20 protein-coding genes are annotated in these 22429 nt (G+C 68.7%); all 20 read right to left on the reverse strand.

The features are described from left to right. Positions 1-38: 38 nt before the first annotated feature. The 20 genes from INF26_RS07495 to ppdK all read right to left on the reverse strand — a co-directional run bounded on the left by INF26_RS07495 (position 39) and on the right by ppdK (position 22328). Positions 39-1754 (reverse strand): proline--tRNA ligase, encoded by a 1716-nt coding sequence (locus INF26_RS07495; protein ID WP_408647522.1) that lies wholly within the window; start codon positions 1752-1754, stop codon positions 39-41. Positions 1755-2089: 335 nt separating this feature from the next. Continuing rightward, positions 2090-3169, reverse strand: a complete 1080-nt coding sequence (gene ispG / locus INF26_RS07500; protein ID WP_193530328.1) for a flavodoxin-dependent (E)-4-hydroxy-3-methylbut-2-enyl-diphosphate synthase — start codon at positions 3167-3169, stop codon at positions 2090-2092. Positions 3170-3177: 8 nt separating this feature from the next. Continuing rightward, positions 3178-4563 (reverse strand): M50 family metallopeptidase, encoded by a 1386-nt coding sequence (locus tag INF26_RS07505; protein WP_193530329.1) that lies wholly within the window; start codon positions 4561-4563, stop codon positions 3178-3180. Beyond that, a complete protein-coding gene (dxr, locus tag INF26_RS07510) occupies positions 4560-5711 on the reverse strand; it encodes a 1-deoxy-D-xylulose-5-phosphate reductoisomerase (RefSeq protein WP_226371960.1) in 1152 nt (383 codons plus the stop codon). Before dxr ends, INF26_RS07505 begins: the two co-directional genes overlap by 4 nt. Positions 5712-5743: 32 nt before the next feature. After that, the gene (locus INF26_RS07515) at positions 5744-6700 is read right to left on the reverse strand and encodes a phosphatidate cytidylyltransferase (protein WP_332307335.1); all 957 of its coding nucleotides are present in this window, start codon (positions 6698-6700) and stop codon (positions 5744-5746) included. After that, entirely contained in the window at positions 6697-7482 is a 786-nt protein-coding gene (locus tag INF26_RS07520) for an isoprenyl transferase (RefSeq protein ID WP_193530331.1), read from the reverse strand. Before INF26_RS07520 ends, INF26_RS07515 begins: the two co-directional genes overlap by 4 nt. Then, positions 7482-8027, reverse strand: coding sequence for a ribosome recycling factor (gene frr / locus INF26_RS07525; RefSeq protein ID WP_193530332.1), 546 nt, complete (start codon positions 8025-8027; stop codon positions 7482-7484). The genes INF26_RS07520 and frr overlap by 1 nt, the downstream gene beginning before the upstream one ends. Positions 8028-8029: 2 nt before the next feature. Then, a complete protein-coding gene (gene pyrH, locus INF26_RS07530) occupies positions 8030-8752 on the reverse strand; it encodes a UMP kinase (protein WP_193530333.1) in 723 nt (240 codons plus the stop codon). A gap of 163 nt (positions 8753-8915) precedes the next feature. Further along, positions 8916-9791 carry a translation elongation factor Ts gene (gene tsf, locus INF26_RS07535; protein ID WP_193530334.1) on the reverse strand — a complete coding sequence of 292 codons (876 nt, stop codon included), beginning with the start codon at positions 9789-9791 and terminating at the stop codon, positions 8916-8918. A 34-nt stretch (positions 9792-9825) separates the two neighbouring features. Next, positions 9826-10590 (reverse strand): 30S ribosomal protein S2, encoded by a 765-nt coding sequence (gene rpsB / locus INF26_RS07540; protein ID WP_193530335.1) that lies wholly within the window; start codon positions 10588-10590, stop codon positions 9826-9828. 206 nt (positions 10591-10796) lie between these two features. Further along, a complete protein-coding gene (locus INF26_RS07545; RefSeq protein ID WP_332307336.1) occupies positions 10797-11747 on the reverse strand; it encodes a tyrosine recombinase XerC in 951 nt (316 codons plus the stop codon). After that, complete coding sequence (trmFO, locus tag INF26_RS07550; RefSeq protein WP_193530336.1) at positions 11741-13084, reverse strand: methylenetetrahydrofolate--tRNA-(uracil(54)-C(5))-methyltransferase (FADH(2)-oxidizing) TrmFO; 1344 nt, start codon at positions 13082-13084, stop codon at positions 11741-11743. Before trmFO ends, INF26_RS07545 begins: the two co-directional genes overlap by 7 nt. Before the next feature lie 29 nt (positions 13085-13113). After that, positions 13114-14016: a DNA-processing protein DprA gene (locus tag INF26_RS07555; RefSeq protein WP_193530337.1), complete on the reverse strand. Its 903-nt coding sequence runs from the start codon at positions 14014-14016 to the stop codon at positions 13114-13116. Next, positions 14013-15500: a YifB family Mg chelatase-like AAA ATPase gene (locus INF26_RS07560; protein WP_332307337.1), complete on the reverse strand. Its 1488-nt coding sequence runs from the start codon at positions 15498-15500 to the stop codon at positions 14013-14015. The genes INF26_RS07555 and INF26_RS07560 overlap by 4 nt, the downstream gene beginning before the upstream one ends. Next, positions 15500-15979: a YraN family protein gene (locus tag INF26_RS07565; RefSeq protein WP_193530339.1), complete on the reverse strand. Its 480-nt coding sequence runs from the start codon at positions 15977-15979 to the stop codon at positions 15500-15502. Before INF26_RS07565 ends, INF26_RS07560 begins: the two co-directional genes overlap by 1 nt. Before the next feature lie 173 nt (positions 15980-16152). After that, positions 16153-16947 (reverse strand): ribonuclease HII, encoded by a 795-nt coding sequence (locus INF26_RS07570; protein ID WP_193530340.1) that lies wholly within the window; start codon positions 16945-16947, stop codon positions 16153-16155. Between the two features lie 63 nt (positions 16948-17010). Next, positions 17011-17355 carry a 50S ribosomal protein L19 gene (gene rplS, locus INF26_RS07575; RefSeq protein WP_193530341.1) on the reverse strand — a complete coding sequence of 115 codons (345 nt, stop codon included), beginning with the start codon at positions 17353-17355 and terminating at the stop codon, positions 17011-17013. Between the two features lie 108 nt (positions 17356-17463). Next, on the reverse strand, positions 17464-18420 hold the full coding sequence (locus tag INF26_RS07580) for a DUF6273 domain-containing protein (RefSeq protein WP_193530342.1): 957 nt from the start codon (positions 18418-18420) through the stop codon (positions 17464-17466). A 21-nt stretch (positions 18421-18441) separates the two neighbouring features. Continuing rightward, a complete protein-coding gene (locus tag INF26_RS07585; RefSeq protein WP_193530343.1) occupies positions 18442-19488 on the reverse strand; it encodes a deoxyguanosinetriphosphate triphosphohydrolase in 1047 nt (348 codons plus the stop codon). An 80-nt stretch (positions 19489-19568) separates the two neighbouring features. After that, on the reverse strand, positions 19569-22328 hold the full coding sequence (ppdK, locus tag INF26_RS07590; protein WP_193530344.1) for a pyruvate, phosphate dikinase: 2760 nt from the start codon (positions 22326-22328) through the stop codon (positions 19569-19571). Positions 22329-22429: the final 101 nt, after the last annotated feature.

Consider the following 22429-nt stretch of genomic DNA (forward strand, 5'->3'; position numbering starts at 1 on the left):
CAGAGGGGTCAACACCAAATTTGAGAAAAGCTGCCGGGCTACGCGCGGGCGGGGACGACGCGCTCGGTGAGCCAGGAGACGAGCTCGGCCATGGGCACGTCAAAGCGCTCGCCGCTCTCGCGGACCTTGACCTCGGCCATGCCGTTCGCGACGCCGCGCTTGCCCAGGATCACCTGGTACGGGATGCCGATGAGGTCGGCGTCGGCAAACTTGACGCCTGGGCGCTCCTTGCGGTCGTCGAGAAGGACCTCGAGGTCGGCGGCGCTAAGCTCGTAAACGACCCTCTCGGCGACGGGCGTGACCACATCGTCGTTCACCGCCAGCGGCACGACCTCGACCTCGTAGGGCGCGACGCAGACGGGCCAGGAGATACCGTGCTCGTCGTTGTGCTGCTCCACGACGGCGGCAAGCGTGCGGGAGACGCCGATGCCGTAGCAGCCCATGAGGAACGGGCGCTCCACGCCGTCCTCGTCCGCGAAGGTGGCGCCCATGGACTCGGAGTACTTGGTGCCGAGCTGGAAGACCTGGGAGATCTCGATGCCGCGGGCGCTCTTGAGCGCGGCGCCGCAGTGCGGGCAGGGGTCGCCCTCCTTCACACTCACGAGATCGGCCCACTCGTCGACCGTAAAGTCACGTCCGGGCTTGGCACCCGTGAAGTGGTAGTCCACCTCGTTGGCGCCGCAGGTCCAGCTCTGGCTCTCGCGCAGGGACTCGTCACAGACCAGGCGGATGCCCTCGGGCAGGCCCACGGGCCCGATGAAGCCCTTGTGCAGGCCGGCCAGCTCGAGCTCCTCGTCCGTCATGAGATGATAGGCGCCGAAGAGCTTGCTCGCCTTGATCTCGTTGAGCTCGTGGTCGCCGGGGACGATGGCCACGACGTTCGTGCCGTCCTCGGCAACGAGTGCGAGCGACTTGCGGGTGCCGTTCTCGGGGAAGCCGAAGAAGTCGGCAACGGCCTCGATCGTGCCAAGGCCGGGCGTGTGGACCTTCTCAAGCGTGCCGTCTCCGGGGCCCTCGGTCACGGGCACCTTGGTGGCGGCAGCCTCGACGTCGGCCGCGAAGCCGCAGTCGCAGTAGACGAGCTCCGCCTCGCCGGAGTCGGCGAGCGCCATGAACTCGACGGAGGTGTCGCCGCCGATCTGGCCGGAGTCGGCCACGACGGGAAGCGCGTAGATGCCGCAGCGCTCGGCGATGCGCGCGTAGGCGGCCTTCTCCTGCTCGTAGCACTCCTGCAGGGACTCCTGCGTGGCGGAGAAGCTGTAGGCGTCCTTCATGATGAACTCGCGGCCGCGCATGAGGCCGAAGCGCGGGCGCATCTCGTCACGGAACTTGTCCTGGATCTGGTAGAGCGTGCAGGGCAGCTGCTTGTAGGAGCGCAGCTCGTTCTTCACGAGGTCCGTGAAGGTCTCCTCGTGCGTGGGGCCCAGCGCGAACTCGCGGCCGTGACGATCGGAGATGCGCATGAGCTCGGGGCCGTAGGCGTCCCAGCGGCCGGACTCGTGCCAGAGCTCGGCGGGCGTGAGGATGGGAACCATCATCTCCTGGGCGCCGATGCCCTCCATCTCGTCGCGGATGACGGCCTCGATCTTGCGGATGGAGCGCCAGGCGAGCGGCAGGTAGCTGTAGAGGCCGGCGGCCGTCTTGCGGATCATGCCCGCGCGCAGCAGCAGGCGGTGGCTCGCGAGCTCGGCCTCCGCCGGGTCCTCCTTGAGCGTCGGAGCGTAAAGCTGGGACATCTTCTGATAACGCTTCACGTGCAATCCCTTTCTGCGTCGAATGCAACGCTCACGATTCTACGACATACGGGCGAGAAGAACGGTCGGGGTGGCAACTCAACCTCCGCCTCCCCGGAGGGGTCAACCTCCGGCGCTCGGACAGCTTCGGCGCAAAGGACGCGCCTGCAGAACTCGCGGCGGAGGTTGACCCCTCCGGGGAGGCGGCCAGGATGTCATGTCGTCGATACTTGCTGCATAGTTGACGTAGGCCCCGCGCCGGCCGCATATGTCCCGCCGCGAGTTCTTGCCGAGCGCACTTCTCGGCAAGCTGTCTGAGCGCCGGGGCATATGCGGCCGGCGCGGGGCCGGACAATCTAGGCGAAGCGGCGGTCGATCTCGGCGAAAAGCTCGTCAACGGCGTCGGCCTCGTCGACGGTGCGGATCTTCTCGCCCGAGGCGAAGAGGACGGCCTTGCCGCGACCGCCCGCGAGTCCGATGTCGGCGCCCTTGGCCTCGCCGGGGCCGTTCACCACGCAGCCCATGACCGCCACAGTGATGGGGGCGCGCACGGCGGCGAGTCGTCGCTCGACCTCGTTTGCGACGCCCATGAGGTCCCATTGGCACCGACCGCAGGTGGGGCAGCTCACGAGCTCGGGGCGCAGTCGGCGCAGGCCGACGGCGGAGAGCAGGTCCCAGGCGACGTTGACCTCCTCGACGGGGTCGGCCGTGAGGGAGAGGCGGATCGTGTCGCCGATGCCCTCCATGAGCAGCGCGCCGATGGCGGCGGCGTTCTTGACGGTGCCCTGGCGCAGGGTACCCGCCTCGGTCACGCCGATGTGGAGCGGCACGTCGGGCAGCTCGCGCGAGAGCGCTCGGTTCACCTCCACGGTCGTGGGGACGCTGTGCGCCTTCGCCGAGAGGACGATGTCGGCGAAGCCGCGCTCGCGGAAGTGCTCGACGAACGAGGTAGCGGACCCGACGAGCTTCTCGACGTGCGTGAGGTCCTCGCGCTCGGCGAAGGCGGGGTCGAGCGAGCCGGCGTTCACGCCGATGCGAATGGGGATGCCCGCCTCCCCCGCCGCGTCGATGACGGCGTCGACGCGCTCCCAGCTGCCGATGTTGCCGGGATTGACGCGCAGCGCGGACGCACCGCGGCGGCAGGCCTCGATCGCGAGGTTGTGGTCGAAGTGGATGTCGGCGACGACGGGCAGCGGCGAGCGCGCGCAGACCTCAGCGAAGCCGTCGAGCGCGGCGGCGCTTGGGATGGCCACGCGGATGATCTCGCAGCCGGCGTCGGCGAGGCGCCCGATCTGCGCGAGCGTGGCCTCGGCGTCGGCGGTGTCGGTCGTGCACATGGACTGGACGGAGACGGGCGCGCCGCCGCCCACGGTCACGCCGCCGACGCTGACGGGGCGCGTCTGGTTGCGGGCGGCAGGCTTCTTCTCGGCACTCATGGCTCCTCCTATCCGACGAACAGCCGGAGAACGTCGTTTCTCAGGACGAACAGGAACACGAAGATCACGAAGGCAAGGCCGGCGAGGTTCAGTGCTGCCACCACGCGCTGGGGAAGCGGCCTGCGGATGACGAGCTGGATCGTCTCGATCAAGATCTTGCCCCCGTCAAAGGGCGGGATGGGCAGGAGGTTCATGAAGCCGAGCGAGACCGAGATGGCGGCAACGACGACGGCAAGGTCGAAGGCGCCGGACGAGGCGGCCTCTCCCGTCATGACGGCTATCCCGACCACGGAGGATGACTGGTCGAGCACCTCCATGGTGTGGTTGGGGTTGATGAGCTGGGCGACGTAGCCCGCCACCATGCCGACGTAGTCGAGCGTCGTCGAGGCCGCCTCCCCGAGCGTGGGGTGATAGGTCTCGACGGTCGCGATCACACCGACGGCCTCAGCTGAGCCGTCGTCCGGAAGCTCGACGTCGACCGTGCGCGAGGCGCCGTCGCGCTCGTAGGTGAGGGTGAAGTCCTCCCCGGCCTCGATCAGCGGGCCGAGCGCCTCGACGATGTCCTCCCAGGTGTCGGTCGTCACGCCGTCGACGGCGGTGACGGCGTCGCCCGCCTCGAGCCCCGCCGCCGCCGCGGGCGAGCCCTCCTCGACGCCGCCGAGGACGTTGGTGTTGGAGACGTAGTCGATCCCCCTCGCCATGAGCGCGCAGGTGATGATCGCAAAGGCGAGCAGGATGTTAACCACGGGGCCGGCCGCGAGCATGGCGACGCGCTTGAGGTATCCGACGCCCTGATAGGTGTGCGACCGCTCGCGCGCGAGGAACTCCTCGGGCGTGAGGCCGGTCTCGCAAGGCTCTCCGGCCGCAGACGACCCCGCGGCGTCGAGGTCATGCCCGACGTCGTACTCCGTGAGGAGGTTCGCGTCGCGCGCGACGCCCTCGTAGGAGGAGGGATAGGTCTTCTGGTCGGGCTTCTCGCCCTTCTCGGGGTCGTAGCAGGGCCTGATGCTCGCGCAGTCGGAGAGGGTCTCGAGAAGGTCGTACGCGCGGTCGATGTCGCAGCCGAGCTCGTCGGCGACCTCCTGGGCGGACACGCGACCCCGTCGCGTGACGAGGTCGAGCGCGGGTGCTAGCAGCTCGTCGGGCGTCCCCTCCATTCCGCAGATGCGGGTGTAGCCGCCGAGAAGGACGGGCGTGACGCCGAACTCGGTGCCGACCTTGCGGCTCTTGAAGGAGAGCTTGAGTCGGCTCGGGAAGCCGAGGAAGAGCTCGGTGGCCCTCACGCGAAAGGCGCGCGCGGCCAGGTAGTGGCCCCCCTCGTGGACGAAGACGAGCAGGGAGAGGACGAAAACGCCCCAGAACACGGCCCATACGACGCCGAGGACACCACTCACCGGGCAACCTCCGAGAGAACGGCCGACGCCCGCTCTCTCGCGCGCGCGTCGACCTCGTCAAGCTGTCGGAGACTTTCTACCCGCTCGACGCTCGTCTCGTCCATGACGCGCGACACGATGCGCTCGATGTCAAGGAATCCGCACAGACCCTGGCGGAACCCGGCGTTGGCGACCTCGTTGGCGGCGTTCATGGCGCACGGGAGCGTGCCCCCGGCGCGACCGGCGGCATAGGCGAGCTCGAGGCAGCCGAACGTCGCGGTGTCCGGCGCCTCGAAGGTGAGGGGCTCGCATGCCCACCAGTCGACGCGGTCCGCGGAAGCCTCCCAGCGCCCGGGGCAGCTGAGCGCGTACTGGATGGGGGCTCGCATGTCCGATGCGCCGAGCTGCGCCTTCGTTGTCCCGTCGACGAACTCGACCATGGAGTGGACCTTGCTCTGCCGATGGACGAGGACGCTCACATCGTCCATGGGGACGTCGAACAGGTGGTGCGCCTCGATCGCCTCGAGGCCCTTGTTCATGAGCGTGGCGCAGTCGATGGTGATCTTCGGGCCCATGGTCCAGGTGGGGTGCGCGAGCGCCTCCGCGGCGGTGACGCGGGCGAGCTCCTCACGCGAGCGACCCCAGAACGGACCGCCGGAGCACGTGAGCCAGAGCCGTGCGACGTCCTCGTGGCGCTCCCCCACCAGGCACTGGAAGATGGCGCTGTGCTCAGAGTCTACCGGGACGAGGCGGCCTGGCCTGACGAGCGGCATGAGCAGGTCGCCGCCGCACACGATCGACTCCTTGTTGGCATAGGCGAGGGTCTTGCCGGAGCGCAGCGCCTCGTAGCCGGCGTGCATGCCGGCGAACCCCACGAGCGCGTTGACGACGACGTCGACCTCGGGGAGCGTGGCGAGCCCGACGACCGCCTCAGCCCCCACGCGCAGCTCGCAGCCCTCGGGGAGCCCGTCGAGGCAGGCGTCGGCGGCATGGTCCTCGCAGGAGACGACGACATGCGGCACGGAGAACTCCCGCGCGGCCGAGACGAGCGCTTCGGTCGAGGAGAACACCGAGAGGGCGACGACCTCGACGCGATCGCGATGGCGTCGACAGACGTCGAGGGTCTGGGTGCCGATCGATCCCGAGCAGCCGAGAACGGCGACGCGCAACGGGCGACGTCCCCCGTCAGAAGCAGAGCTCGTCACAGGATGCCTCCAAAGAGCAGCAGGAACAGGGCCATGGTCCCACCGAAGAGCATGGAGTCGGAGCGGTCGAGGAGGCCGCCGTGCCCGGGCAGGACGTTGCCGGAGTCCTTGACGCCGACCCCTCGCTTGAGCCGCGACTCGAAGAGGTCGCCGATGACAGCGGCGATGCCGACGAGCAGGCCCATGACGACAGCCCACCCGAGCGAGATGGGCGCGAGGTCGAACACGGAGATGAGGACCCATACGAGGACCGACCCCAGAAGGCCGCCCACGAAGCCCTCGACGCTCTTGCTGGGAGAGATGCGGGGCGCGAGCTTGTGTGAGCCGATGGCCGAGCCGACGAAGTAGGCGAACGCGTCGTTGGCCCATATCGAGAACATGATTCCGAGCGTCAGCACCGCGCCCGTGAAACCGACGTCATAGCGCCTGATGAGGATGATGCTCACGAAGGCGAACGAGGTGTATATGGGGCCGAGGGCGGTCACGGCGACGTCGGCGATGCTCGCGCGCGGCGTGAAGACGTACCAGCAGGCGCAGACCATGAGCAGCCCGAGCAAGAGCAGGGCGCAGGCGAGCAGGCCGTGCAGGTACGCGGCAACCGGGAAGAGCAGCGCCGCGGCGAGCCCGAGCGTCTCGTTGGGCATGCGGCCGCCCATGCGGCAGATCCTGAAGAACTCGGAGCAGCAGAGCCATGCCTCGGCGACGACAAGCACGGTGGTGGTGAGGGGCCCCGCGAAGATGCAGACGAGTGTGACGATGGCGTAGATCGCACCCGAGGTAGTCCTCGTCAGGAGCTTCTCGGTCGCACTGCGCGCCTTCTGCCCACGGAGGCCGCCGGCGGCGCGGGCCTCCTCCTTCGAGGCGCGGCGACCCTCGAGAAGCTCGATCTGGCGATCGAGCCCCTCCCCGCCCTTCTCGACGTCGCGGCCCTCCCTGTCACGGCGCAGCCTCACCTGTTCGTCACTCCCCCGAACCGACGCGAACGGTGCTGGAAGGCACGCACGGCGCGCAGGTACTCCCAGCGGTCGAAGTCGGGCCAGAGCGTGTCGGTCACGTAGAACTCGGTGTAGGCGAGCTGCCAGAGCAGGTAGTTGGAGAGGCGGAGCTCTCCCGAGGTGCGAATGAGCAGGTCGGGATCAGGAAGCCCGGCTGTGTAGAGGTGACGCGAGACGTCGTCCTCGGTGATGGCGTCGGGGTCGAGCGCGCCGCCCGCCGCCTCTCGCGCGAGTGCGCGGGCGGCGCGCGCGATCTCGGCGCGCGAGCCATAGTTCACGGCGAGGGCGAACACCATGCCCGTGTGGTCGGCCGTCTCGTCCAGGCCGCGCTGGAACACCGTCCTGGTGCGCTCCGGGAGCGCCTCGAGGTCGCCGAGGAACCGCAGGCGCACGTTCTCCTGGTGGAAGAGCGGGAGCTCGTTCACGAGCGTCGTCGCGAAGAGGTGCATGAGGAGCTCGACCTCGCGCTGCGGTCGGTTCCAGTTCTCCGTCGAGAAGGCGTAGACGGAGAACACGTCGACGCCGAGGCGGACGCTGGTCGTCACCGCCTCGCGCAGCGAGTCGACGCCGGCCACGTGCCCCTGGGAGCGGTCGAGGCCGCGCCTCGTCGCCCACCTTCCGTTGCCGTCCATGATGATGGAGACGTGGCGCGGGATGCGGTCGAGGTCGAGGTCGTCGAGGGACAGGTCCTCGGGCGCGTCGGCGTAGTATGCCCTGAGCTTTTCTTCGTCTCGGAGCACTAGATCTCCATGACCTCGGCGCTCTTGGTCTTGAGCAGCTCCTCGATCTTGGCTACGTAGGAGTCGGTGATCTTCTGGACGGCCTTCTTCTCGCGCGACTGCTCGTCGTCGGAGAGCTCCTCGTCGCGCTCGATCTTGCCGTTGACGTCACGACGGACGTTGCGGACGGCGACGCGCGCCTCCTCGGCGAGCTCCTTGCACTCCTTGACGAGCTCCTTGCGGCGCTCCTCGGTCGGCTTGGGGAACGGCAGGCGGATCGAGGTTCCGTCGTTGGAGGGGGTGATGCCGAGGTCCGAGCTCTCGATGGCCTTCTCGATGGCGCGCAGGGCGCTCTTGTCCCAGGGCTCGACGACGAGCATGGAGGCCTCGGGGACCTTGATGCCGGCGAGCTGGGTGATCGGGGTCGGCTGGCCGTAGTAGTCGACCATGATCGGAGCGAGGATCTGGGCGTTCGCGCGGCCCGTGCGGACGCGCGCGAAGTTGGCCTTGAGCGTGTCGAGGCACTTCCCCATGTTCTTCTCGGCCTTGTCGGTGTACTGGCTCATGTCTAGTCCTCCTCGACGACGGTCGTGCCAACGTTCTCGCCGCTGACGGCGCTCAGGAACACGCCGGGCTGCTTGATGTCAAAGACCATGATGGGCATGTGGTTGTCATGGCAGAGCGCCGTGGCGGTGGCGTCCATGACCTTGAGGTCGCGGTTGAGGACCTCTCGGTAGGTGACGGTGTCGTAGCGGCGCGCATCGGGGTTGGTGCGCGGGTCGCTGTCGTAGATGCCGTCGACGTTGGTCGCCTTCATGAGCACCTCGGCGCCGATCTCGCAGGCGCGCAGCGCGGCTGCCGTATCGGTGGTGAAGTAGGGGTTGCCGGTGCCGGCGGCGTAGATGGTGATGCGTCCCTTCTCCAGGTGGCGGATGGCGCGGCGACGGATGTAGGGCTCTGCGATCTGGCGCATCTCGATGGCGCTCATCACGCGACAGTCCATGCCGTTGCGCTCGAAGCAGTCCTGGAGGGAGAGGGAGTTGATGACCGTCGCGAGCATGCCCATGTTGTCGCCCTGGGCGCGGTCCATGCCGGCCGCGGCTCCCTGGATGCCGCGGAAGATGTTGCCGCCGCCCACGACGATGGCGACCTGCACGCCGAGGTCGCAGACGGGCTTGATCTCCTCGGCGAGCCGCTGCGGGACCGCAGGGTCGATGCCGTAGGCCTGCTCCCCCATCAGAGCCTCGCCGGAGAGCTTAAGGAGCACGCGTCGATACTTGATGTCAGACAAGCCGGCCTCACTTTCCTCATGCCCGCGCACGGGCGGCACTGTTCACGTGATTCTAGCAGAGGGAGAGCCGCCACCCGGATCGTTCCGTCGAGCGCCCCTCGTTATCACACGAACGGGGCCGACGATCCCTCGCCGGCCCCGTGTGCGGTGCTGATGCTCGATGCTACTCGGCGTCGCCGAAGGTGTAGCGGACGAAGCTCATGACCTCGATCGTGTCGTCGACGTCCTTGGAGACGTTCTTGGCGAGCTGGCCGATCGTGACGGAGCCGTCCTTGACGAACTCCTGCTCGGTGAGGACGCTCTCCTTGAAGTACTTCTCGAGACGACCCTGGGCCATCTTCTCCTGGATGGCCTCGGGCTTGCCGGACTCGGCGGCCTGGGCCTTGTAGATGGCGAGCTCGTGCTCGATCACGTCGGCGGGGACGTCGTCGCGACGGGCGGAGACGGGGGCGGCAGCGGCGACCTGCATCGCGACGTCGTGCGCGAAGGTCTTGAACTGCTCGTTGGCGGCCGTCTCGGCCTTGCCGAGCTTGAAGGTGACGATGTCGGCGAGCTTGCCGCCCAGGTGGACGTAGCTGCCGAGGGCGCCGTCCTCGGCGCAGACGCGCTGGAAGCGGGCGACCTTCATGTTCTCGCCGATGACGTGGATCATCTCGGTGAGCTCGGCGTCGACGGTGGACTCGCCCATGGCGCACGCCTTGAGGGCGTCGACGTCGGCCGGGTCGTTCTCGGCGACGATCTTGGCGAGGTCGAGCGCGAAGCCGGTGAACTTGGGGTTGGTGCCGACGAAGTCGGTCTCGCAGGTGAGCTCGAGAAGGGCGCCCGTCTTGCCGTCCTCGGAGACGTAGGCGGCGATGGTGCCCTCGTTGGTGTCGCGGCCGGCGCGCTTGACGGCCTTGGCGATGCCCATCGTGCGGAGGATGTCGACGGCCTTGTCGATGTCGCCGTCAGCCTCGACGAGGGCCTTCTTGCACTCCATCATCGGGGAGTCGGTCATCTCGCGGAGCTGCTTGACGAGGGCGGCGGTAACCTGAGCCATGGATATCTCCTCTTCCTGGAAGCTAACGTGCGGTCTACTCGGCAGCCGGGGCCTCGACGGCCTCGGTCTCGGCGGCGGGCTCGGCGGTGCCGGCCATCTCCTCGGCGCTGATCTGCTCCTTGCCGGAGCCGGCGAGGACCGCGTCGGCGGCGAGCTCGCACATCAGCGAGACGGAGCGGATGGCGTCGTCGTTGGCGGGGATGCCGTAGTCGACGACGTCGGGGTCGGAGTTGGTGTCGAGCAGGCCGACGACGGGGATGTGGAGGCGGTTGGCCTCGCGGATGGCGATCTCCTCGCGCTTGGTGTCGACGACGAAGATGGCGGCGGGCAGCGAGGTCATCGTGCGGGCGCCACCGAGGTTGGTCTGGAGCTTGGCGAGCTCCTTGGTGAGAACGGCCTGCTCCTTCTTGCCGCGCAGGGACATGCTGCCGTCCTCGACCATGCCCTCGAGCTCCTCCATGCGCTGGATGCGCGAGCGGATGGTGGTGAAGTTGGTCAGCATGCCGCCGAGCCAACGCTGGTTGATGAAGGGCATGCCGGCACGCTCGGCCTGGACGGCGACGGGCTCCTGGGCCTGCTTCTTGGTGCCGACGAACAGGATGGTGCCGCCCTTGGCGGCCGTCTCCTTGAGGAAGGTGTAAGCACGGTCGGCGCCGAGCATGGTCTGCTTGAGGTCGAGGATGTAGATGCCGTTGCGCTCACCGAAGATGTAGGGCTTCATCTTGGGGTTCCAGCGGCGGGTCTGGTGACCGTAGTGGCAGCCGGCATCGAGCAGGGTCTGGATGGTGATCTTAGCCATGTGTAACCTCCTGTGGTTGGTCCTCCGCGTGAGGTCATCCCCTGGGACGCCACCCCGGGCCTGGCTAGAAGCCCGCGGCACCACGGCGCTCGGGTAGTCACGCGTGTGTCGTGTGCGCCGCGTCAGCGGCGCGCCGTGCCTTTGCACAGCGATTTGCAAGTATAGCCGCTCGTCACGCCCCTGTCGAGGGTTCACATCCTCACCACTCACGCGGAGCCGTGCGACGAGGCGCGGGGGTGCGCCCTGCGGGCGGCCTCGCGGAGGCGATCGACGGAAAGGTGCGTGTAGACCTGCGTCGTGGAGAGGCTCTCGTGGCCGAGAAGCTCCTGGACGCTGCGCAGGTCGGCTCCGCCCGAGAGGAGCTCGGTGGCGAAGGTGTGGCGCATGGCGTGCGGCGTCAGGCCGGGCTCCAGACCCGCCTCCGCGACGTGCCTCTCGAACCGGGTCCTGAGGGCATCGGCGGACATGGGGTTCCCGCGCGTCGAGACGAAGAGGGCGTCGGTCGTGTGCCCGGGACGCAGGAGGGCGCCCCTACCGTGGTCGACATAGGCACGAAGACTCTCGAGCGCACGGTCGTAGAGGGGGACGATTCGTTCCTTCGAGCCCTTGCCGAAGAGCGTCACCTGCCGCTGCGCGAAGTCGACGTCGCCGAGGCGCAGCCCGGCGGCCTCGGAGATTCGGGCGCCGCTCGCGTAGAGGAGCTCGAGGAAGGCGCGGTCACGGAGGTCGACGGGCTCAGGCCCGGAGCAGGTGGAGAGGAGCCTCGACGCCTCCTCGTCGCTCATCGTGTGCGGCAGCGTCTGGGAGAGCTTGGGGCTGGAGACGGCGGCGACGGCGGCCGAGGGGCACCTCCCCTCGCGAAGCATCCAGCGATAGAGCCCCCTCAGGGCAGAGAGGCGCCTCGACACCGTGGTAGCGGCGTAGCCTGCACGGGACAGCTCCGTCAGATAGCGACGGAGCTCTCGATGCGTGATGGAGAGGGGCGCGACCCCCTCGCGCCGCGCCCAGCCAGAGAACGAGGCGAGGTCGTGACGGTAGCCCCTCACGGTGTTGTCAGAGAGCCTCCTGACATCGGCCAGCCTGGCGCACCAGGCGTCGATCGCCTCGTCGAGGGCGTCCTGCTCGCGGGCGCGCGAGCGCGCCTCGGGCGTCAGCACTCCCCGCCCCCATCCGGGGGAACGAGAAGGTCGGCGCGGTGGGAAAGGTAATCGGTCAGGTCGCGACGGCCGCGTCGGACGAGCTCCGCACGGCGCTGTGCCTTGTTGCGGATCGGCTCGCCCAGCGGAGGGAAGAGACCGAAGTTCACGTGCATGGGCTGGTAGTCGGACGTTGCCGGGTCGGTGGCGTAGCGCACGAGAGACCCGAGCGCGCCCGTCGGCGGAAGGATGACGGGCTCGCCACCCACCCGCTCGGCGAACACGTTGAGGGCGGCGAGCAGCCCCGAGGCGATCGCCTCGACGTAGCCCTCGGTTCCGGTGATCTGCCCGGCGAGGCGCACCTGCGTGCCGGGTATCCGGAAGGTGGCGTCCAGGGCGTGGGGAGCGTCCACGAACGAGTTTCTGTGCATGACGCCGTATCTGAGGAACTCCGCCTCACCGAGCCCCGGGATCATCCTGAAGACGCGCCGCTGCTCGGGCCAGGTGAGGTTCGTCTGGAACCCGACGAGGTTGTAGGCGGCGTGCCCTGAGTTCTCGGCGCGCAGCTGCACGACCGCCCAGGGGCGTCTCCCCGTCCTGGGGTCAGTTATGCCGACCGGCTTGAGGGCCCCGTGGCGGAGCGTGTCGTGCCCCGTACGGGCCACCTCCTCGACCGGCTGACAGGCGCAGAACAGGTCGGCTTGCTCGAAGTCGCGCGCGAGGACGCGCTCGGCGGCCACGAGCTCGTCGACGAAGGCGTCGTACTCGTCCCTCCCGAGCGGGCAGTTGAGGTAGTCTCCGCCGCCCTCCCACTGGTAGCGGGACTGTTCGAAGACGACGGAGCGGTCGAGGGAGTCGGCGTCGACGATGGGGGCCGCGGCATCGAAGAAGCTCATGCGCCCGGAGCCCACCGCACGCGTGAGCGCGTCAAACAGCTCGTCGTCGCAGAGGGGGCCGGCCGCTATGACGCAGGGACCCTCGGGCAGCGCCCGGACGCGCTCGCGAACGAGCTCGATCAGCGGCTCGCGCTCGATGAGCCCCGTCACCATGTCCGAGAAGGAGACGCGGTCGACGGCGAGAGCACCCCCCGCGGGGACGGCGCACGCTCGCGCGCAGGCGAGAAGGACGCTGCCGAGCTGGTCGAGCTCTGCCTTGAGCATGCCTGCGGCGGAGTCCTCCTTCGTCGACTTCAGCGAGTTGGAGCAGACGAGCTCGGCGAGGCCGGCGGTGTGGTGGGCCGGGGACTCGTGGGCGGGACGCTGCTCGTAGAGGCGCACGCGAACGCCCCTGCGCGCGAGCTGGAGGGCGCACTCGCACCCCGCGAGGCCACCGCCGACGACCGTCACGAACTCCCCCATCGATCCCCCTTGCACTCATCTCGCATACCTCACCCATTGTGCCCCATGAGGAAGGCGCGCGTGGGCGAGTATCTTCCGTCGGGCAGCCGCTCCACGATTCCTCTCGCCTCGTACTCGGCGAGCGTCCTCATGACGGTGAGCACCCCCTCGTTCAGACGCGCCGCGAGCTCGTCCGGCCGAGAGGGCGACGCGACGAGCGCCGACATGACGGGCCCGAGCCTCCCCCGGCTCCCCTGGGGGCCCACCCGGGCGAGGCCGTAGTCGAGCGCGATGGACACCGCAAGCGCGTGCTCGTCGGGCAGCATGCGGGCCCCCTCGCTGATGAGCTGGTTCGTCCCGCTGGAGTTGGGCGAGAAGATCGAACCGGGCACCGCGTAGACTATGCGGTCGAGCTCTGTCGCGGCCGTTGCGGTCGACATGGTTCCGGAACGGGCGCCTGCCTCGGTCACGAGAAGAACCCTGGAGAGCGCGGCGATGAGCGTGTTGCGCTTGGGGAACGCCCATCGGCGGGGTCCCTGGCCCCACGGCTCGGCGGAGACGACCGCGCCCCCGTCGGAGACCGCAGCCTCGAACACGTCGCGGGAGGACCTCGGGTAGACGACGTCCGCCCCGCACCCCGACACGACGACCGTTCGACCCCCGGCCGCCAGGGCCCCGCTCGCGGCCGCATGGTCGCAGCCCATCGCCCCGCCGGACACCACCGTAAGCCCGCACTCGGCGGCGACGCGGCCAGCCATCTCCGCCACGGCGAGGCCGTAGGGGGTCGCCCTTCTCGCGCCGACGACCGAGACGCAGGGGCCGAGGAGCGCCTCGGGAGAGCCCATCCCGAAGAGCTTCTCCGGCGGGCTGGGCAGGTCCTCGAGGGACGTCGGGTAGAGCGCGTCCCCTCGCCCCACGACCCAGCCCCCGCGCGGGCACGCGCCGCCCCTCATGCCGACCCCCTCGAGCGGAACGCGATCGCCTCGACGATGTCGTCCTCGGTGACGAGCTCGTGCTCCGCCAGATCGGCTATCGTCCGCGCGACGCGCGTCACGCGGGCGATGCCCCTGCCCCCGAGCAGCAGGTTGCGGGCCATGACCTCGAACGCGCGGCGCGCCCGTGCGTCGAGCATGGACGCCGGTGGTCGCGCGTCGGCCGTTGCGCCCTCGCGGCTCTCGCGCCAGGCCCTGAAGGCGCGCGCTGCCGACACCTGCTCCGCCATCTCCCCCGATGACATGCCCGCGTTTCCCGAGATCACCTTCGAGGACTCGGGACGCGGGACGTCCACGACCACGTCGATGCGGTCCATGAGGGGGCCGCCGAGCTTCGCCTGGTAGGAGTTGATCCTCTGGGGCGTGCAGGTGCACTCTTGTCCCGGGTCGCCGAGATGTCCGCACGGGCAGGGGTTGGCCGTTGCCACGAGCTGGAAGTCGCAGGGGAAGACGTAGGCGCCGTCGACGCGCACGATGCGGACCTCATGGTCTTCGAGCGGCTGTCGCAGCGCCTGCAGCGTCCCGCGCGCGAACTCCGGAATCTCGTCGAGCATGAGCACCCCGTGGTGCGCGAGCGAGACCTCTCCGGGAAGCACCGGCCTCCCTCCCCCGACGAGGCCTCCCGTGGAGATGGAGTGGTGGGGCGCGCGAAACGGGCGGTGCCCAAGTGCGATGGCGTCGATGGGCTGACCTGCGACGGAATGAATGAGCATCGTCTCGTTTACCTCCTCCTCGGAGAGCGGGGGAAGGATCGAGGGCAGACAGCGCGCGAGCATCGTCTTGCCCGACCCGGGAGGCCCGACCATGAGCGCGCCGTGACCGCCGGCGGCCGCGACGAGAAGCGCCCTCTTGGCAAGGTCCTGATCGATGACGTCCACGAAGTCCGACGCGGCGATGTCGTCGGTCATCTCGCGGCATGCGACCCGCAGCCGCGGAAGCTCCCCGGAGCGCGACTTGAGCTGCGAGAGCGCCCTCAGGCCGCGCGCCGCGTCGGCACCGGCACCGGTGAGCGGGCTTTCCGACGAGACCACCAGCTCGAGGCTCTCCTCCCTGGCCAGCGTGGCGTAGGCGACCTCGCCGCGCACCGGACAGACCGACCCGTCGAGCCCGAGCTCGCCGACGAACAGGCGACCCTCGGCCACGCTCGCGGGGAGCTGCGCTGTCGCCACGAGCAGCGCGACGGCGATCGGAAGGTCGAAGGCCGTCCCGCTCTTGCGCTGCTCGCCGGGGGCGAGGTTAATGGTGACATGCTCCCGCGGGATGGTGTAGCCGCTCGCCCGCAGTGCGCAGCGCACGCGCGACCGGGCCTCCAGCACGGCGATGTCCGGCATGCCGACGATGTCGAGCCCCGGGAGCCCGCCGGAGATGCTCAGCTCGACCGTCACGATCGTCGCGTCAATCCCGCGCAGGGAAGCCCCGAGTACGGTCGCGGAGCCGGCGCACATCATCGCTCCATGCCAAACGCGTGCATGACATGATGCAGATGTGCCCCGCCATCCTCCCAGGCGGTTATCGCCACGGCGTCGAAGCGCACGCTCTCGAACCTGGGGTGGAGCATCATGTAGTGTCGGGCGGCGTCGACGTAGCGCCGACGCTTCTCGAAGTCGACAGCGTCCTCGGGTACCGGCTCGTCGTCGCCCCTTCTCGCCATCCGCGTTTTTACCTCGACGAAGGTGACGAGGTTTTCCGGGGTCGACGCGGCATGCGCGACGATGTCGACCTCTCCGTAGTCCCATCTCCAGTTCCGCTCGATGATCTCCCAGCCCAGCCTCTTGAGGTAGTCGGCCGCGGCGGCCTCCCCCTTCCTGCCGAGCTCGTGGGAGTCCATGCGGCACGCTTGCCGCACGGGCCCCGCCTGCGGAGCGTACGACCCTTCCCCGTGCTCAACGTCTCTGACCCGTGCGTAGGATGTGCCCTCAAGCATGACCTCTCCCTCCTCGTCGGTGAGGAGAGGTTCCCAGAGCGGCCTTTCATCAGGTTGTCGCGAGGCTTTCGGGCGTCTGTCAGATGGCTGACGACCGCGCCCTCAGGCATGAGGGCGGCTCCCTTGACCAGCGCCCGGGCATCGGGACGAAAGCGACCGCCGATTCCGCCCGGCTAGAAGAGACGCGGCGTCTCCATGAAGTTGCCACAGAAGGAGGCCCGGTGGATCGCCGAGAGACCGAGCTCGCGGATGGCGGCGATGTGCTCCGCCGACCCGTACCCCTTGTTCTCGGCGAGGTGATACCCGGGGTACTCGGACTCGTAGGAGCTCATGAGCGCGTCTCGCGTGACCTTTGCCACGATGGAGGCCGCGGCGATGCTCGCAATCTTGGCGTCGCCCTTCACCACGCAGTGCTCCGCCGGGTGCGCGCCCACGGGGTTGCCGTCGATGAGGACGAGCTCGGGATCGAGCCCCGTCTCGCGCACGGCCGTCGCCATGGCATGGCGAAGGCAGGCGCCCATCCCCAGCGCGTCGATCGTGGCGGGCTCGACGTGGCAGATCCCGATCGCCACCGCGACCTCCGCCACGCGAGCGGCGACCCGCTCGCGCGCCTGCGGCGACAGCTGCTTCGAGTCGTTCAGGCCCCAGACCAGCGGGTCGGCGGGCAGGCAGACGGCCGCGACGGTGAGGGGCCCGGCCAGGGCGCCGCGACCGACCTCGTCAACGCCGACGACGACCTCGCGCCCCTCGGCAAGCTCGGCCTGCAGGGCGTACATGGCCTCGACGCGGGTGCGCTCCGCCTCCTCGCGAGCGATTCGGCGGCGCGCGACCTCGACTGCATGAAGCACCTGCTTGCGGGGGTCGTCGGCATAGCGCTCCACGAGCGTGCGCGCCTCCTCGAGCGGGGCGCTGGCAAGCGTCGCGGCAACCTCCCGGGCCGAGGCGGGGTGCGGTGAGTCCGCAGCCATGAGACCTCCTCAAAAGAAAAGCCGCCCCACACGGGGGCGGCTCGCAGTGCGATTTGCTCTGCCCTAGTCGCGCTTCTCGCGGATGCGAGCGGCCTTGCCCACGCGGTCGCGGAGGTAGTAGAGCTTGGCGCGACGGACGTCACCGTGACGGACGACGTCGAGCTTGGCGATCTTGGGGCTGTGGAGCGGGAAGGTACGCTCGACGCCGACGCCGAAGCTGAGCTTGCGGACGGTGAAGGTCTCGCGGGCACCGGCGCCGCTCATGCGGATGACGTCGCCCTCGAAGACCTGCTCGCGGGTGCGGTCGCCCTCGACGATGCGGTAGTGAACCTTGACGTGGTCGCCAGCCTTGACGGCGGGGATGTCCTCGCGGATCTGCTGGCGCTCGATGGCACGAATGTAGTCCATGTCTCTCTTTCCTTCTCTAGAGGTGCCGACGCATGCGAACGACACATAGGTTTACACACAGCGGCATATTATAGGCAAATCCAGCGAGAAGGACAAGAACCACACAACTCACAGGCAGAGCCCCACCGTCACGCCCGAACCCTGCCCGGCGTAGCCGAGCGTCACGGGATAGCCACCCTCCATGACCTGGTAGAAGTAGGAGCCCTCCTCGCCGATGAAGGCGTAGGGGTACGGCGTCCGATACCACCAACCCGTCGGCGCGCCCCCGTAGTCGAGCGAGAGGACGCCGTCGGGGTCGGAGAAGCAGGTGACACCCGACTCGGCGAAGTAGGCGTACTGCTCGCCCTCGAGGTTGAGCAGGTCGTCATACGCCCCATAGTCGATGTAGTCCGTCCGGCCGCGGATCTTGTCGCCGTACTCGTCGGCGAAGACGGTCACGTCGCCGCAGACCTCGCGCACCGAGAAGGGCCAGAGCGTCTCCGACGTCACGGTGACGGAGGCGGGGTCGTCGCTCACTCCGACGTTGTTGGTCGCCTTGCGGACGGGGACGACGCTCCGGGCAAGCTCGTCCGGGAGGAGCGAGAGCGCCTCGCCCGAGAGCCAGGCCCTGAGGTCGCTCCCCTCCCAGCCGCCTTCGACGGTGTCCTCCCCGTTCATGGGGCGAACCGCTATGGGCGCCGCCAGGAGCGTGAGGCCGGCCCTACCCGAACCGTCAGAGCGCTCGTCGTGGGCGATGCCGATGACCGTGAGCGTGGCCTTCCGCCCATCCGCGAGCGGCAGCGGGCGCACATCCCCGATCTCGATCCCCCACTCGGCAGCGACGGCAACGGCACCGTCGACGCTGTCCTCCCCCGCCACGATCCGGGCGACCTCGGCGAGCTCGTCCCAGTCGTACTCATGGAAGGACTTCCGCTCCAGCGCAGGCTCGGCCGTCACCTGTCCCCCCGCCCCGGGGGCCGAGGACGTCATGACGAGGTACAGCGCCACGCCGCCCGCGACGACCAGGAGCACGGAGAGGACCAGGGCCAGCGCCGTCAGTGCGCCGCCACCGTCACGCCTGCTCATGCGACACCCCCTCGCACACCGTCAGCGCCGCTTCCATGACTGCGGGACCTTGAGCTCCTCGTACACGCAGACGGCATAGCGGTCGGTCATGCCGGCGATGAAGTCGGCGACCTGGACGTCGGGCTTGTCGTCGTCATGGACCCGATACTCCTCCGGCACCTCGTCGAGGTGCGTGACGAAGTGGTCGAAGAGCTCCTCGAGCATGACGTAGGCCTTGGGCTCCTCCCACTTGGCGTCGCCGCGCGAGTAGAGATTGTCGAAGAGGAAGCGTCGCAGCTCCATCATGGCGTCCCACACCGGGGCGGACATGGAGACGTCCCCGAGCTCGGAGCTCGTGGAGACGACGTCGTGGACCATGGTCTCGATGCGCTCGGATGAGCTTGCGCCGAGAAGGGCTCGCGGCGCGGCCGGGAGGTCACCCTCGCGAAGAAGGCCGGCCCGCTCCGCATCGTCGATGTCGTGGCAGACGTAGGCGATCCGGTCAGCGAGCGAGACGACCCGCCCCTCGAGCGTGCGGGCGCGCACGGGGCCGGTGTGGCACCGGATGCCGTCGACGACCTCGCGGCTGAGGTTGAGGCCGGAGCCGTCGCGCTCGAGGAGCTCGACGATGCGCGCGCCCTGCTCGTTGTGGGCGAAGAGGGTCCGACTCTCCGGGAGCGCGGGGTCAAGCCCCCGATGCCGGGCCAGGGCATGGCTCAGCGCGCGCTCGCCGACGTGGCCGAAGGGCGTGTGCCCGAGGTCGTGGCCGAGGGCGATCGCCTCGGTCAGGTCCTCGTTGAGCCCGAGCGGGCGCGCGATGGAGCGCGCCACCTGCCCCACCTCGAGCGTGTGAATGAGCCTCGTGCGGTAGTGGTCGCCCTCGGGGGCGAGAAAGACCTGCGTCTTGTGCGCGAGGCGGCGGAAGCTCTTGCTGTGGAGGATGCGGTCGCGGTCGCACTGGAAGCAGGTCCTCAGGGGGTCAGGCGCCTCGTCGACGAGCCTCCCCGCGCTCGCGTCGGAGAAGGAGGCGTCGGGCGAGAGGCGCTCGTGCTCGGCCCGCTCCAGGTCCTGTCTGCTCAAGACTCGCATCGTCACTCCCAACGAGAGGGGGGAGGAAGCCGCTGGCCTCCTCCCCCCTCGGTAATCGCTGCGTCACGAGGACTCAGTTACTACTTGGCGACCTTCTCGGCGCCGCCGTTGGCCTCGATCTTGGCCTGGGCAGCCGCGAGGCGCGCGATGGGCACGCGGTACGGCGAGCAGGACACGTAGTCGAGACCAAGGTCATAGTACATGTGGATGGACTCGGGGTCACCACCGGTCTCACCGCAGACGCCGCAGACAATGTCGGGGTTGCCGGCGTGGCCGCCCTCGACGCCCATCTTGACGAGCTTGGCAACGCCCTTGTCGAGCGTGGCGAACGGGTTCGTCTTGCAGATCTTCTTGTCGAGGTAGAGCGGCATGAACGCGGCCTCGACGTCGTCGCGGGAGAAGCCCAGGCCCATCTGGGTCAGGTCGTTGGTGCCGAAGGAGAAGAAGTCGGCGTGCTTGGCGATGTCCTCGGCGGTGATGGCAGCGCGCGGGATCTCGATCATGGTGCCGACCGGGATGTCGAGCTCGACGCCGTACTCGTCGGCGACGGCCTTGATGTTCTCCTCGACGACCTCGCGGACGAGGGCGAGCTCCTCCTCGAAGGCCACGAGCGGGATCATGATCTCCGGCTTGGGGCTGAGGCCCTGCTTCTGGAGCTCGGCGGTGGCGGAGGCGATGGCCTTCACCTGCATGACGTTGAGCTCGGGATAGACCAGGCCGAGGCGGCAGCCACGCAGGCCGAGCATCGGGTTGGCCTCCTGGAAGGAGTCGAGCTTGGCGAGAAGCGCCTTCTTCTCGGAGACGTCCTTGCCCTCGGCCTCCTCCTTGGCGATCTCGACGTCAAGGTCGCGCGGGTCCTCGAGGAACTCGTGCAGGGGCGGATCGAGCAGGCGCACGATGACGGGCATGCCGTCCATGGCCTTGAACATCTCGAGGAAGTCACCCTTCTGGGCGGCGCCGAGCTTCTCGACGGCGTCGGCCTTGACGGCCTCGTCGTCGGCGAGGATGAAGTTCTGGATGAGCTGCTTGCGCTCGCCGAGGAACATGTGCTCGGTGCGGCACAGGCCGATGCCGGAGGCGCCGTTGTCCTTGGAGAGCTGCGCGTCGGCGGGGTTGTCGGCGTTGGCGCGGACACCGATCACGCGGCCGCGCTCGGCGTCGTTGCGGACCTCGTCGGCCCAGTCGAGGATGGTCTGGAGGTCGCCGCCGAGCTCAGGACGGACGAGAGCGACCTCGCCGAGGATGACGTCACCGGTGGTGCCGTCGATGGAGATGACGTCGCCCTCGTGGAGGGTGATGTCGGAGCCGGCGATGGTGCAAACCTTGTTGACCGCATCGATCTGGAGGGCATCGACGCCGCAGACGCAGGGGGCGCCCATGCCACGGGCGATGACGGCGGCGTGGGAGGTCTTGCCACCGTGGGAGGTCAGGATGCCCTCGGCGGCAACCATGCCGTGGAGGTCGTCCGGGGTGGTCTCCCAGCGCACGAGGATGCAGGGCTTGCCAGCCTCGGCGTAGGCCTCGGCGTCAGCGGAGGAGAACACGACGGCGCCGACGGCGGCACCCGGGGAGGCGTTGAGGCCCTTGGCGATGACCTTGTAGTCGGCCTTAGGGTCAAACTGCGGGTGGAGGAGCTGGTCGAGCTGCTCGGGGGCAACGCGCATGACCGCCTCCTCCTTGGAGATGCGGCCCTCCTCGTACATCTGAATGGCGACCTTGAGGGCGGACAGAGCGGTGCGCTTGCCCACGCGGGTCTGGAGCATCCACAGCTTGCCCTGCTCGATGGTGAACTCGAGGTCCATCATGTCGGCGTAGTGATCCTCGAGGATCTCGAAGACGTGGAAGAGCTCCTTGCCAGCCTCCTCGAGGCCCGGGACCTTGGGCAGGTCGGCGATCGGCTCGGTGTTGCGGATGCCGGCCACGACGTCCTCGCCCTGGGCGTTGACCAGGAAGTCGCCGTAGCGCTCGTTGGTGCCGTCGGCCGGGTTGCGCGTGAAGGCGACGCCGGTGGCGGAGGTGTTGCCCTTGTTGCCGAAGGCCATCACCTGGACGTTGACGGCGGTGCCCAGATCGTCGGGGATCTTGTTCTGCTTGCGGTAGAGGATGGCGCGGTCCGTGTTCCAGGAGCCGAAGACTGCCTGCTCGGCGAGGCGCAGCTGGAGCAGCGGGTCGTGCGGGAAGGCCACCTTGCCGTCAACGACGACCTCGGGGTACTTCTCGGCGTCGACGTTGTCGACGAAGATCTGCTTGAAGGTGGCGACGAGGTCCTTGAGGTCGTCGGCGTCGAGCTCGGTGTCGAGCTTCACGCCCTTCTCGGCCTTCTTGGCGGAGATGGCGTCCTCGAAGAGCTGGCCGGAGACGCCCATGACCACGTCGGAGAACATCTGGATGAAGCGACGGTAGGAGTCGTAGGCGAAGCGCGGGTTGTCGGTCTGCTTGGCGAGGCCCTGGACGGAGTCGTCGTTGAGGCCGAGGTTGAGGACGGTGTCCATCATGCCCGGCATGGAGAAGGGGGCGCCGGAGCGGACGGAGACGAGCAGCGGGTCCTCGGAGTCGCCGAGCTTCTTGCCCATGCGCTCCTCGAGGTCCTTGCGGTACTCGTCGATCTCGTCGAGGACGCCCTCGGGCCAGACGTTACCAGCGCTGGAGTAGGCAACGCACGTCTGGCAGGTGATCGTGAATCCGGGAGGGACGGGAAGGCCGATGTTGGCCATCTCAGCGAGGTTGGCGCCCTTGCCGCCCGTGATCCACTTGGCCTCGGCGACGGAATCGCCCGCGACCTCGGTCACGTTGTTGCCGTTGGCGTCGAAGCCAAAGCGGTATACGTGCTTTTCTGCCATGGTTCTCCCTTGCTTTCTATGTCCGGACGCCCCGTTGGGCGCACTTACGGCGTACCGACACAACGGCACTCAGCACATCGTAGCAGCGTGTCTCAAAATCG

The organism is Thermophilibacter gallinarum, from assembly GCF_014982725.1.
Classification (GTDB): domain Bacteria; phylum Actinomycetota; class Coriobacteriia; order Coriobacteriales; family Atopobiaceae; genus Thermophilibacter; species Thermophilibacter gallinarum.

Bases quoted from the DNA above. Each gene is read 5' to 3' on its own strand.
- INF26_RS07585 (WP_193530343.1), bottom strand. From the start codon at position 19,488: ATGCGAGTCTTGAGCAGACAGGACCTGGAGCGGGCCGAGCACGAGCGC.
- ispG (WP_193530328.1), bottom strand. From the start codon at position 3,169: ATGAGTGCCGAGAAGAAGCCTGCCGCCCGCAACCAGACGCGCCCCGTC.
- ppdK (WP_193530344.1), bottom strand. From the start codon at position 22,328: ATGGCAGAAAAGCACGTATACCGCTTTGGCTTCGACGCCAACGGCAAC.
- INF26_RS07555 (WP_193530337.1), bottom strand. From the start codon at position 14,016: ATGAGGGGCGGCGCGTGCCCGCGCGGGGGCTGGGTCGTGGGGCGAGGG.
- INF26_RS07565 (WP_193530339.1), bottom strand. From the start codon at position 15,979: ATGCTTGAGGGCACATCCTACGCACGGGTCAGAGACGTTGAGCACGGG.
- trmFO (WP_193530336.1), bottom strand. From the start codon at position 13,084: ATGGGGGAGTTCGTGACGGTCGTCGGCGGTGGCCTCGCGGGGTGCGAG.
- frr (WP_193530332.1), bottom strand. From the start codon at position 8,027: ATGAGCCAGTACACCGACAAGGCCGAGAAGAACATGGGGAAGTGCCTC.
- rplS (WP_193530341.1), bottom strand. From the start codon at position 17,355: ATGGACTACATTCGTGCCATCGAGCGCCAGCAGATCCGCGAGGACATC.
- rpsB (WP_193530335.1), bottom strand. From the start codon at position 10,590: ATGGCTAAGATCACCATCCAGACCCTGCTCGATGCCGGCTGCCACTAC.
- INF26_RS07560 (WP_332307337.1), bottom strand. From the start codon at position 15,500: ATGTGCGCCGGCTCCGCGACCGTACTCGGGGCTTCCCTGCGCGGGATT.
- INF26_RS07580 (WP_193530342.1), bottom strand. From the start codon at position 18,420: ATGAGCAGGCGTGACGGTGGCGGCGCACTGACGGCGCTGGCCCTGGTC.
- INF26_RS07570 (WP_193530340.1), bottom strand. From the start codon at position 16,947: ATGGCTGCGGACTCACCGCACCCCGCCTCGGCCCGGGAGGTTGCCGCG.
- tsf (WP_193530334.1), bottom strand. From the start codon at position 9,791: ATGGCTCAGGTTACCGCCGCCCTCGTCAAGCAGCTCCGCGAGATGACC.